This is a genomic window from Psychrobacter sp. JCM 18903, assembly GCF_000586475.1.
GTDB lineage: Bacteria > Pseudomonadota > Gammaproteobacteria > Pseudomonadales > Moraxellaceae > Psychrobacter.
In genome coordinates, this window is record NZ_BAWJ01000008.1 from 119,073 (window position 1) to 131,999 (window position 12,927).

Annotated in this window: 8 protein-coding genes and 1 pseudogene; 5 read left to right on the forward strand and 4 right to left on the reverse strand. The window is 42.9% G+C overall.

Going from position 1 to position 12,927, the window contains the following annotated elements; translation table 11 throughout:
- The first annotated feature begins 26 nt into the window (after positions 1 to 26).
- The 5 genes from TT12_RS16990 (at position 27) to TT12_RS07435 (ending at position 8,460) form a co-directional block, all read left to right on the forward strand.
- Positions 27 to 2,579 (forward strand): Hpt domain-containing protein, encoded by a 2,553-nt coding sequence (locus TT12_RS16990; RefSeq protein ID WP_243443478.1) that lies wholly within the window; start codon positions 27 to 29, stop codon positions 2,577 to 2,579.
- Positions 2,510 to 3,706, forward strand: a complete 1,197-nt coding sequence (locus TT12_RS16995; protein ID WP_243443479.1) for an Hpt domain-containing protein — start codon at positions 2,510 to 2,512, stop codon at positions 3,704 to 3,706. Before TT12_RS16990 ends, TT12_RS16995 begins: the two co-directional genes overlap by 70 nt.
- 77 nt (positions 3,707 to 3,783) lie before the next feature.
- The gene (locus tag TT12_RS17000; protein ID WP_243443480.1) at positions 3,784 to 6,933 is read left to right on the forward strand and encodes a response regulator; all 3,150 of its coding nucleotides are present in this window, start codon (positions 3,784 to 3,786) and stop codon (positions 6,931 to 6,933) included.
- Positions 6,923 to 7,927, forward strand: coding sequence for a chemotaxis protein CheB (locus TT12_RS07430; RefSeq protein WP_045444048.1), 1,005 nt, complete (start codon positions 6,923 to 6,925; stop codon positions 7,925 to 7,927). Before TT12_RS17000 ends, TT12_RS07430 begins: the two co-directional genes overlap by 11 nt.
- 17 nt (positions 7,928 to 7,944) lie before the next feature.
- Positions 7,945 to 8,460: a hypothetical protein gene (locus TT12_RS07435; protein ID WP_045453512.1), complete on the forward strand. Its 516-nt coding sequence runs from the start codon at positions 7,945 to 7,947 to the stop codon at positions 8,458 to 8,460.
- Positions 8,461 to 9,240: 780 nt separating this feature from the next.
- Here the strand turns inward: TT12_RS07435 and minE are convergent.
- From minE to TT12_RS07460, 4 genes and pseudogenes are all read right to left on the reverse strand, one after another.
- Positions 9,241 to 9,530, reverse strand: a pseudogene (gene minE / locus TT12_RS07445) (cell division topological specificity factor MinE).
- The gene (minD, locus tag TT12_RS07450) at positions 9,530 to 10,345 is read right to left on the reverse strand and encodes a septum site-determining protein MinD (protein WP_045444058.1); all 816 of its coding nucleotides are present in this window, start codon (positions 10,343 to 10,345) and stop codon (positions 9,530 to 9,532) included. Before minD ends, minE begins: the two are co-directional and overlap by 1 nt.
- 450 nt (positions 10,346 to 10,795) lie before the next feature.
- Entirely contained in the window at positions 10,796 to 11,584 is a 789-nt protein-coding gene (minC, locus tag TT12_RS07455; protein WP_045453515.1) for a septum site-determining protein MinC, read from the reverse strand.
- Between the two features lie 190 nt (positions 11,585 to 11,774).
- Positions 11,775 to 12,821, reverse strand: coding sequence for a hypothetical protein (locus tag TT12_RS07460; protein WP_243443481.1), 1,047 nt, complete (start codon positions 12,819 to 12,821; stop codon positions 11,775 to 11,777).
- Positions 12,822 to 12,927: the final 106 nt, after the last annotated feature.

Here is a 12,927-nt window from a genome sequence, read left to right on the forward strand (position 1 = left end):
GTGCCTAGACAAGTTAGGATAACCCTATGAAAAACCAGCCCAATGACATAGTGACGCTTGAGTGGTTATTACCACTGTTTAATCAGCAATTATCACAGATATCTGATGGCTGGCAGTTAGACGCTGATAGCGCTGATTATGAGCAGATGGTGCAACATTATCATCAGGTTGGCGGCGCGCTAACGATGATTCGCCTTAATTTGTTAGCAGATCTTGCCAATAAACTGAGCTTGCTGGCAGATGTGAGCAGTCGCGAGCGTATTTCTGCTAACGACCGCCGCATTGGCCAGTTTTCTCATCGCTTACTACAGCGTGAGTTGAATCAATACGCAGGTATGGGTAATCACAACACCGTTTTAATTGATAATGCTGCTGAGGAGCTTACTCAAGCACTATCGAAACTGGGGATAGCGCCAGATATCTCGGTCAGCTTGGCGAATACTCAGCATAAGAATCTAAATAATCATGCTATCGATGATCATATTATCGATGGTATCAATAGCATCGAAGTGATGATGCCGGCGAATAGAACGGCGACGCATTTAGCTGATTATCACTATCAACAATTATTACTGGTTTGGCGACAGCAAGTACAAGCGTTATTGAGTGCCAATACCAATCAACCGTCCTTATTGACTACACTAGAAAGAGTCAGCCAATACTTATGGCAGACCACTCAACATGATGACTTACAACGCCTTTGGTACTTAACGGAACTGTGGCTAAATGACCTTGCTCATAATGATACCCCATTACCTGAGCATTATGCGTCATTGCTAAGTCAGCTGGATCAAGTAATAGAGTCTCGCACTCAGCAAGCTGAGTTATCATCAAGCGTTATTCGAAGCTTAATCATAAAGGTGTATATCGAACTAAATAGCCTTGCTCAAAGTAGCAAGCGCACTCAGTCACTTCTAAATAATTTGTCGCAAACGTCGTCAACGGGATCACGTTTTTTACCACGTATACTCAGTGAGCTTGAGACACTTATCTTTACTTTGGATAAGCCAGACACGCTTCTCGTTCCTTTACAGAAAATACAAAGTCAACTCGAAGGTCGAGGTTGGACTTATTACGTGTCGCAAATACATGCAATTGTTACAGACATAGAGCAGGCTCTATCATCAGAAACAGGATTTGCACAAGAACAATGGCAGATTGAGCGTCAGCTTCAAGAGCTATATAACGCTATCTATCATACCGAACAGACGATATCTCTCAAAATAGGGGACGCCGCTTCTTTTACGACATTGTCTGCAACGTTTGAAGCTATTGAGACGCAGTCGGAAGAAAGTCCTGCGACGGCTTCCGTTGGTGGAAGTTTACGTGAGCTGCGCATCGCGGTAGAAGATGTCAAACAAAGCTTCCATGAATATGTACAGCGTCAAGACATTGACTTACTGCCCATTGCTGCTGATTTTACCGATATTGGTGATGCTTTTGCCGATATGGGATTGCCATCAATTCGTCAAACCATGAATGATATGGCAAGCATATTTACACAATTGACCATTCATGAGATTGACGTACTCAGTTGGGATGTGACTCAGGCATTGGCTGAAGGGCTAACGTCTATTGAATTGTTGCTTGACTACCTTGCACAGCAGGTTTTTGACCAGCAGCTATTAATGCGGGCAAATGAGTATACTGCGACTGCCGCCCAACTTCTGACTCATTATATTGCATCGCCAGAGACGATTAGCGACACTTTCCTTACCCGAAAATCCGTAGCGACCAACGTATTGCGTTACGATGATAGTGGCGAGATTGCTCCTGCTAATAGTCAAAATGATGTTGCCAACCAAGCTTTGACTGATGTAGATAATGAGCGTGTGGTAGGGCAAGATACGGCTGATGATGATAGTACCGAGAGTGAACCATTAACGCTTGCTCGTGAGCAAGTTAAGCCTGATAATTTTGAGATGGACGCAGAGATTCGTGACATCTTTATCGAAGAGGTGACGGAAGTCATTGCTGATTTAGAAGACTTTTTACCTATCTGGCAGCAAGACTCAAAGGATTTAACCCCACTCACTGAAGTGCGTAGAGGGTTCCATACTTTAAAAGGCTCAGGACGTATGGTTGGGGCTTTTAGCATCAGCGAGATGGCATGGTCGATCGAAAATCTGCTCAATCGCCTGTTAGATAAAACGCTGCCTGTCACAGATGAAGTTATAAGTCTGGTGATGAATACGGCAAAACGTCTACCAGCATTAGTGGTAGATTTTGAAGCACAACAATCTCCAAGCTTTGATCCTGCTGTCACTATTCTACAAAGCCATAACCTCATGACACAGCAACCTATCAATGCTGGGCTGACTATAATAGATGCTGTCACTGCTGATTCAGACTCAGCATTAGAACTATCGCCTCCATTCGATGATGATGCTGAACTGCTAAGTGCTCTCGACATGAGTAATGAGTCAAACGAGACAACTGCTGATAGTACAAAGGCACTGCTGTTGCTTCCTTATCTGCTATTGATATTCCAGCGATACTCAAACCCTTTATGCAAGAAACCGAGCAGCTATCGGCAGATGCTCATGATGCCGATCCTGATATTAAAGAGATATTTTTAGAAGAAGCTGATGAAGTATTGGCTGAGATTGTACCTTTATATGAAGATTGGCGATTATTGCCAGCCGACTTAAGCGGATTGGTGGATATTCGTCGTGGGTTCCATACCTTAAAAGGTTCCGGTCGTATGGTTGGTGCAAATTATACGGCTGAGCTGGCTTGGGCTATAGAAAATATGCTTAATCGCATTTTGGATCATAGTGTGACTGTCTCAGCAGATATGCGTCAGCTTATTGCCGATGTGCTAGCTGCCTATCCTGCGATGCTAACAGTATTTGAAAATGACAGCCAAAATTATCCAGCGATGGTGCCTTTATGGATCGCATGCGCCAATGCTTATAGTAAACAGCAAGGGGATGCATTTAGCTATTCTGCCTTGTATGAGCAAGCATCAAATAGTTCTGAGGATGAGAACATCCAAGCGTCAGTACTGTCGCCTGCTATTGATGAGCATAGCCCGACCCAAGATAATCTTAATACAGAGATAGATACCACGCTGCAGACGATTAATTCTGTCAATGAAATGATAGCAGAAGCGCCTATTTATTTAGCACCGCAAAGCGAAGAAGAAAAAATGTTTTGTGAGATTTTTATCGACGAAGCAGAAGGACTGTTGCAAGATATTGACCAATTCGTTGACGAGCATCAAGATCAGTCTTATATTGAAGTAACGGATGAGATTGTACGCGCATTTCATACCTTGCGAGGGGCTTCAGGTTCTAGCGCTTTAGCAGCGATCAGCGAGGTTAGCGCAACGATAGAGCATAGCTTAGAGCTACTACAGCAGCAAGATACTGCGATGAATGCTCAACATCTAGAAGCATTGGCGAAGTCTGCTACGCTAATGGACGGTTATTTAAACAACTACAAGCAAAACGTTCAGCCGCAAAATATATCGATCGAAGATGCACAAAGTCAGCAAGATATAGCCTCATTGCAAGCCATGCTTGGTGATCAATACGTCATTAGCGATGATAAGGTCACGGCTGATAACAAACCAACGATAGAGCAGTTGTTAGACAATAATATTGATGAACTATTGGATGCTGAGTGGGAATTAGATGACGCACTTAATCACTCTGAGACAGCACATGTTCAGGCTATATATCGCAGCAAATATCGCAAATAGCTTACTTAGCCAATAAAGCAGCAGCGTTTCCAAAATTCACCTCTATTCTCAATGAGTTGGGTCACGCTTATGCCTATTTGAATGATAATATTGATACAGCAAGAAAGATCGATACCCAAGCGGTTTTACACGCTGGTCATGCTCAATTGGTTGGTTTGTTCGATGCATTGGCTGGTAGTACGTCATTGAAGATTGACCAACAAGTTATTGAAGATCTACAACGTATTTACCAAGACGATGATAGCAATGGTGATGAGAGTGTCTTTGTCGTGAGAGCCGTTGCAGCACCTGAGCTACAGCTTGAATCTATTGATACTGATGCTGAGCTATTAGAGATATTTTTAGAAGAAGCTCAAGAGCTTGATGCCGCGCTGGATGAGAGTTTTAATAAGTGGCGTACTGATATCAGCAATATAAATGCGCTAAAAGTTTTACAGCGCCATCTGCACACTATCAAAGGTGGTGCGCGAATGGCAGGTATTCGTAGTATTGGTGATCTGACCCATGAAGCTGAAAGTGTCTATGAAGCATTTGTAGAGAATAGAAGAATACCGACAGCACAATGGCTTGAAATAATGCAAATAGTGCAAGACACAATGTCGTTGCAAGTACTGCATATCGTAAATCATAAAAAATCATTTTTTGCCTCAGCGCTGATTGAGCAACTACAACAGTTTGTAAAAGCCCAAGCCTTGCCAGAAACGGTAGAGCTAATCATACCTATTCCGAAAACCCACTTCGAACCTGAAGCACAAAATAGGGTGGCTAACAACGCTCACCTCAGCGCTGACGTATTTGATACCTTGAGCCTAGACATGATGATTAAACAGTCATGGGCGAATGGTTTGCCAGATCCTGATATATTGTCGGTGTTTTTAGAAGAAGCTGAAGAGCTCACCAATCGTAATAAGTATCTGCAACTGTTCTTAACAGATACCAATAATACGACAGCATTACAGGCATTGCAGCGTGATTTGCATACCATCAAAGGTGGCGCACGAATGGTCACCGCAGCTGGTATCGCTGATCTGGCACATGAAATGGAATCGGTTTATACAGATTTTGTAGATAATCGTCGTCCTGCTACCAAAAAAGTATTGGAGTTGCTGGTTGCCAGTCATGACTGGCTTGCTGATGCAATATCTATCCTTAGACAACATGTCAATCCACCGACGCCTGCGCTATTGATTGAGGCATTGCAGCAATTTAGTAAAAATCCTGACAGCTTAAAGCAAATCCCTAAAGAATCCCTACAATCGCAGCATGAAGCGCTCTTTATTGCTAGAGAACAGCAAGACTCACAGTATCTGGCAAAAGATATTAGCGAGATGCCCTCTATGCTCAGCAGTACGGGTGAGGAAGATCAGAGTGCCAATAATAATGAGATGATTCGTATCTCAGGTGGTTTGATCGAGCATATGATTAACCTGTCTGGTGAGTCAGCCATCAACCGTGCTCGTATCGATATGGGCATGAGTAGCTTGACCAATAGTATCGAAGATATGGGTATTACGGTACAGCGCTTAGCTGATCAGTTACGCCGAATGGAAATCGAGCTTGAGGCGCAGATCTTGTCGCAGATAGACGATGAGCTGATTAATCATGAAGGGTTTGACCCTCTAGAGATGGATCAATATTCTTCTTTAAATCAGTTATCCAAATCTTTGACAGAGTCAGCCTCAGATTTGATTGATATTAATCATACTCTATTAGAAAAAACACGAGACAGTGAAAGCCTTTTATTACAGCTGTCTCGTACACAGACCGAGTTACAAGATGGGCTTATGAATTCACGTATGGTGCCGTTTACGCGCTTAACGCCACGTCTTGAGCGTATCGTACGACAAACTGCCAATGAGCTGAATAAATCTGTTGAATTAACGATCATCAATGCCGATGATGAGATGGATAGAACCATTCTAGAGCGCATCACTTCACCGCTTGAACATATGCTCCGTAACGCCGTCGATCATGGCATCGAAAATACCTCAACGCGTTTAAAAGCAGGTAAAGAGCGTAGTGGGCGTATTACTCTTGAGGTAAATCGAGAAGGTAGTGAGATTGTTATTCAGTTAATAGATGACGGTCGCGGCATCGATGTAGAAGCCGTTCGTAACAAAGCCATTTCTCAAGGCTTGATTGATGCAAATGATAATAGCCTAACTGATCTTGATATCATGCAGTATATTTTCCATGCTGGATTGAGTACCAGTAAGCAAGTAACGCAGATTTCTGGACGTGGCGTGGGCATGGACGTGGTCATCAGCGAGATTCGTCAATTAGGTGGTGCTGTATCGGTTGTCTCAGAGCTGGGTAAAGGCTCACGCTTTACGATGCGTTTACCACTGACGGTTGCGGTATCTGATGCATTGGTTGTGCGTGCCGCGGATCGCTATTATGCGATACCTTTGGTACAGATTGAGCGTGTGGTACGGATTAATCCAGAGAAGCTTTATGACTATTATCAGTCAGGTGATGCAACGTTGAACTTTGAAGATGTTGATTATCGAGTGCGTTATTTAAATGAGATTTTGTCAGGCAATGAACTGAATGAACTGGTCGTTAATACCAATACCAGTTTGCCACTTATTATCATTAAGAATCGTAGCGGACAGAATATTGCATTGCAGGTTGATCAGATTGCAGGGTCACGTATTGAAGTCGTGGTCAAACCTCTAGGACAACAATTATCGAATCTACCAGGTATTTCAGCAGCGACTATCATGGGCGATGGTTCAGTAATGCTTATCTTAGACTTGATTGCTTTGATGCGTAATGCGCAGTTGGTCAAAAATATCTCACAATCTGCTGATGCTAAACGAAGTCGTTTAGAGTTTAAGTCTACTATTTTAGTGGTTGATGACTCTGTTACCGTACGTAAAGTGACGTCACGTTTCTTAGAGCGCCAAGGGTTTACTGTGGCGGTGGCAAAAGATGGTATCGATGCGATTGAGATATTACAAGACATGATACCAGACATGATATTGCTCGACATTGAGATGCCACGTATGGATGGTTTCGAGGTGGCTACTCAAGTGAGACACAGCAAGCGCTTACAACATATCCCAATCATCATGATCACATCACGTACAGGTGAAAAGCATCGTGAGCGTGCACTAGAGATTGGCGTGAACGATTACATGGGTAAGCCATTCCAAGAACAAGAGCTACTTAATAAAATCCAGCACATACTGGGTCAAAAGGTCAGCTTAACTTATGAAGGATAATGCACGTGTTTTGGCGCTAAGAGGAAAAAACAAGGATGATATTAAGGTGATGGTAGTGGCAGAAGACCATCATCAGCGTATGGCCTTTTCAGATACTGTACGCAGTTGTGGTTTTAGCCTTGTTGGCTGTATGTCACGGGCGCAACTGCAAGAAAAACAGGGGCGCTCTGATACCTCGATTGACATCTGGCTAATAGATAGTGATTACGACGACAGTGTGGTAGCCGCGACCACGGCATCTAAACCTGCTGCGGTGTTGGTGGGTTTTAGTCAAGCACCTTACCTAAATGAAGCGCCGCAATATGCCAAATGGCAGCGCAAATTAAAGCGTAAGCTGGCACATATGCTGGCATTACCCGTTTTAATGGATGCACCCGTGCACAAACCTGATAATGCTGATGCAGACTGGCGCTACGTAGTATTTTTGGGTGCTTCTATGGGCGGGCCGAGTGCTATAAAAGAATTTTTGGATAACTTGTCGGCGACGCTACCAGTGTGTATTTTGCTGGCGCACCATTTTAATAAAACGATGATTGGCACACTGCCACGCATCCTGAATCGCCATAATGACTGGCATTGTCAGGTAATTACTTCTTCGCAGCGTTTAAGAGCAGGACAGTGTCTTATAGCTCCTATTGATAAGCAAATTGTTTGTGACTCTACCGGTCGAGTCATATTGCTAGAGCAAGCTTGGGAGGGTGAGTATAAGCCCGCGATTGGTCAGATTCTCAAAAACACCAGCGACGTTTATGGTAGCGAGCTTATCAATATTATATTTTCTGGCATGGGTAATGATGGTTCGCAGTATCTGGATCTCATTCAAGAAAACAACAGTCAATTGTGGGTGCAAGATCCCAGCTTAAGCGCTTGCCCAAGTCAACCTCAGGCGATTATTGATTCAGGGTATTGTGGTTTTATTGGCAGTCCAGCCGATTTAGCACAAAAACTAACAGACTATATTGATGAAAGATTAGTAGTAGCCTCTTTGCATTAACTGATTGTGAGCGATGTATGAAACAAATTTTGAAACATTCGTTTGAGGCAGTGAGTTTACTGACCACGAATAACGGTATGCTTGATGTCACTATTGTGCCAGCATTCGACCAACCTGACTGGCTTATTCCAAGCAGCCTGATTTTGAGTGTGGATGATTATAATGAGCGCACGGCAACCTATGAATGGCAGCAGCAAAAGGTAGTGGTATGTCATCTGCTACCACAAGATAAAATGCCAAATACCATGATTGTATTAGAGGGCAATACTACCGATCATCGCTTAGCTTTACAAACGGCAGGCGAGCTGCACCAGCGACAAGTGCGTATTTCTGAGGTCAAAGATATCGACGTTCCTGAGCAATTTAACAGCCCTAAGCATGCCGATAATATAGACAGCGACAAAACAGCCCTACCTTTTGATGAAAACGTTATGCTATCCTATCTTTTCCAAACGGTTATGATTGATGATAAGGCTTATTTGGTGCCCGACTTAGACAAAATTGCGCATCAATTGGTCGATTTAGACAGTTAGCTTCTCGCTTATATCAGGGTTTATTTCTACTATCAGAGAAATAGGGTTACCCAATTACTTTGATGATTGCTAATCGTTGAATGAGTGGTTGTTTTGTCTACAACATTGATGATAGATAATTAGTGATGAGGGTAATAGGACAGCTCATGAATAGTAGCAATTCAAATGTGTCAAAGTGGCCAGTCAGCAGCCGGATATTTCACTGGATCAGTGCAGTTTTACTGTTGGTTACGTGGATAATGATTCTGTTGTACGATAATTTGGATAACAATCTTTATATTGGGTTGCATAAAGCGTTTGGTATTAGTTTGTTATGTTGGATGATAGCACGGGTGCTTAATCGTGTATTTATTAAGCGCCGCCACCTGTACCGATGCCAAAGTGGCAGTTATTAGCCTCTAAACTGTCGCATTTTGGCTTATATGCTTTATTAATTGCAATGCCAATAGCTGGTTTGCTGATGTCCGTTTATGGTGGACGCCCCGTCGATATTTTTGGCTTGTTTCAAATCCCTGTATTTGTCACACCAGATAGAGTTGGCACGCTTTTATAATGACCTGCATACTGATATTATTTGGCCGACCATTATTGCCTTCACACTTATTCATATCGGTGCTGCTCTATATCATCAGTTTGTCAAAAAAGACAATTTGATAGCGCGTATAAAATAATGGTATCAAAATAATCGTAGGCTGCTATAGGTAAACCTACTATTTCATGCAATATAAAAAAGCCCTAAGTTATGATACTTAGGGCTTTTTTGTTTTTCTAAGACAGCGCTTATTTTTTGTGTTCAGGTAGACTGATATTCATCTCTAATACGTCTAGCTGTCCTCAGAACGATGATTGATATTCACATCATCAATCTGTACGCCATTGACATATTTGTTGACCACTTCTAAAATCTCACGTTTCATTTTTTCGATACGATCAGCTGTTAAGCGGTTGTTTAAGCGATTTTCGCTCGCAACGATAACCTTAAGACGCTCAGTAGCCATATTAGCGCTACCTGCGCTACCACTGTCGTCAGTACCAAATAGGCTACTCCAAAATCCTTTTTTCTTCGTCATCATTGACCTCCAAACCAGCGCTGTAATAGACTCTTTTTCTTCACGTCAATATGACGTAGTGGGCGTTCTTCACCTAAGAAGCGGGCGACGATGTCATCATAACATTGACCAGCAACTGAATCGGTATAATGAATGACAGGCTCACCGTGGTTAGATGCTTCAAGCACTGAGTGACTTTCAGGAACAACCCCAAGTAACGGAACTTTTAGGATATCATTTGAGATGGTATCAATGTCCATCATCTCGTTGGCTGCTGCGCGCTCAGCATTATAACGAGTAATAATCAAATGCTCACGTACAGAGCCTTGGTTTTCTTCAACCTTTTTGGTCTGGCTTTGCAAGATACCGATAATACGGTCTGAGTCACGCACTGAAGAAATCTCAGGGTTAGTGACGATGATCGCTTCATCAGCATGATACATGGCGAGTTGTGCACCGCGCTCAATACCAGCTGGTGAATCACAGATAATATAGTCGAACTGTTTAGACAGCTCAGACATGACCTCTGCCACCCCTTCGTCTGTCAGGGCGTCTTTATCACGCGTTTGACTGGCGGGTAGGATATACAAGTTTTCAAGCTGTTTGTCTTTGACCAGTGCTTGCGACAAGCGTGCGCTACCAGTGATGACATCAACAAAATCATAAACAATTCGGTTTTCACAACCCATGATTAAGTCTAGATTACGTAGACCCACATCAAAATCGATAACGACTGTCTTATAGCCACGCAATGCTAAACCTGCGGCAAAAGAGGCACTTGTCGTGGTTTTGCCCACACCGCCTTTACCTGAAGTGATTACAACTATCTTCGCCACAATGGCACACTCCTATGAATCAATGGGATATCTTTTATATAAAAAAATAGCGCAATTGCACATTATTCACATGCTATATATACACTACCTGCGAAGGTAGCCTAGCATAAATAAACAAAAATTTATAGCACGTCCATAGTAAAGCAGAAAAACAGCTTATATATGGATCACAAAGCGGTGCTACCTAGAATTTTCTGGTCAATATTGCCTATTGTGAATAATAAAATAGACGCTGACGAGTAGTGTAGATAGTGGCAGAGCTAGCGATTCATCATAGAACAGTTTTGTTAAATAAACTTACTATAATATTAAGTGCGCTGTCTAAACGTCTACTATTGAGATTTTCTAATAAACGTTTTTTGCTAAGCGTCATGTATGATGAAAATCGGCTTAGCCTGTCTACATTTATAAAAATCACGGACGCATCTATTGCTCTTAACGGTAAAAGATTTAAGCGTCATCCATTACCGTAAATACTAAGCCTTCACCTTCTACAAATCTTACTTGTACAGATTTGTCAATCACGTGCTCAGGTAAGTTGTCTCGTAAGCAATAAGTTCCCGCCACTGACACCAAAGAAGGATTAAAAACTTGACAAAAAATACGGGCATCTTTGTCACCGGTAGCGCCAGCAACCAAGCGACCTTGGGCACGACCGTAAACGTGCAAGCTATTATCGGTAATCGCTTCCGCCCCGCTATTGACACTATTGGTCAAAATCAAATCACCGCCCACGTGATTCAGGCTTTGTCCTGAGCGTAGCATTTGATCGTAAATTAGGCTAGTAATATGCTCAGCGCTCACCAATGTCTCTGCTGTGGTGGTTGCTATCGTTGTTTCTGTATTTGACTCGTTGATGGCTGCAGTATCATTGTTACTGTCTGAATTGGTACTGGTTGAATTGGTGCTGGCTGATTCTGTATGTTTATCATCGGGAGCTTTACTCACTTGAGTTGCAGCTTTCTTGCTAGGTAATATACGCTCAATACGTTTGCCATCAGCAGGGAAGATGGCCAATCGCTGCTCACGGGCTTGCGCATCTAGTGTGCCAGTCACGACGCCAATAGGCTGTAAGCCCCACGACCATAAAAGCTCTACCAATGCTGAGAGATCTTGTTCAACCTCGCTATCGATAAGGATAGGGATATTGCTAGATTTATTACTAAGCGTTGCGGCAAGCTGGGCGTCTATCTCGCTTAAATCATCTGTGCTAAATTGCAAACGTGAAAAAGTCAGCATTTTGCCATAAAATGCCAATGCTGGCGCGGCGCTCGAGCTTGCTGTCGTTGTCTGAAACTGTCATATATAAATCCTCAAGAGATAATTCTGTCGCTGTATTCACGGTATTGTTTTTATTATCGAGTCATACCATTCATTTTCTTGCCAAGCCTAATGTTTTTTAGGCAGGGCGTGCTATTAGCAGTATGGATTATAGATGAAGCATCTCTTGATGCTTCCACTGCTGCACTTTTACCTGCGCTTCAAATTCTGTCAAACTGTCATCAATGATACTCGAAATCAAGGTATCTAACGCAGTATTATCCGTATCGATACTGGCAATGCCGTTGGCAATTGCTACCATCAATGAATCGAGGCGTTCAGGGTCTAGAAGGCGTTTATTCAGTGCGTAAACGACGTTTTCACCTATATTGTGACCGACGTGTTGCAGCTGTGATTCAATCAAGCTACCGGCAATCGGTATCATGCGTAGGTAGCGACGCAGCTCAGGCGTATTGGCCAAACCCTCTTCAATAGCATTGCCCATCTCGCTGGCTAATATACTGCCGCCACCTGATGCTGCCGTCAACTCCTGTAGTTTTGGTGCTAGCTCTGTGCGCAGTATCGACAGCACTGCTGCCTCAATCTCGTTACGATTACGAGTTATCGTTGATTCAATAAAAGATTTATGCGTTTTAGGATCGGTCAGTTGCTGCCGAAAGTTTTGAATAGTCGTCAATATGACGCGGTCTGACAGCTCTTCTAATAATAAGTCGATATAGAACCTAATCCGATTGATCCATGGCTGCGGCAGCACTTGGTAACCAAGTTGGTATAAGCGTCGCCCAATGATGACTGCTCGGAATAAACGTAATGCACGCAGCTGCGGAAAGCACCCCAATACCTCATACCAATGGACAAAAGGAAAAAAGAACCAGCGATAGTAGACGTTTTGTTTAATCGCAATCGCCCAACGTAGCAGTAGCTCAAAGATCAAAAATAGGGTAAAAAATCCACCAGCGGTACGTAAAGGCTCATGTAAGGTATTTTGATACCAATTGAGAGCATCGCTAATACTGAGCCATCCTGCGGCATTGCTACTAAAGCTACTCATCAAGATAGCATCAATACTAATCAATAATAGATCGATACTGATGGCAATAATCATCAGGATATCGTAAGTGAGTTTTAAGCGATTTGGCGTTGGTCGGTTTGGCGGTGGCAGCGTATTATCAGGCGGCTGATTGGATACAGGCACTGAGTCTAGAGGCAGGCTAGTAGAAGAGGAAGCGGCACAGTCAAACCTTATAAATGATAAATAGCACGAAAAATAAGCGGCTCAAATAGTACAGGGCTATCAAGTC

What these genes read in the sequence shown, in the direction of transcription:
- minC (WP_045453515.1), bottom strand. Translation starts at nt 11,584, where the DNA reads ATGCTGACTTTTTCACGTTTGCAATTTAGCACAGATGATTTAAGCGAG.
- TT12_RS16990 (WP_243443478.1), top strand. Translation starts at nt 27, where the DNA reads ATGAAAAACCAGCCCAATGACATAGTGACGCTTGAGTGGTTATTACCA.
- TT12_RS16995 (WP_243443479.1), top strand. Translation starts at nt 2,510, where the DNA reads ATGCAAGAAACCGAGCAGCTATCGGCAGATGCTCATGATGCCGATCCT.
- TT12_RS07435 (WP_045453512.1), top strand. Translation starts at nt 7,945, where the DNA reads ATGAAACAAATTTTGAAACATTCGTTTGAGGCAGTGAGTTTACTGACC.
- TT12_RS07430 (WP_045444048.1), top strand. Translation starts at nt 6,923, where the DNA reads ATGAAGGATAATGCACGTGTTTTGGCGCTAAGAGGAAAAAACAAGGAT.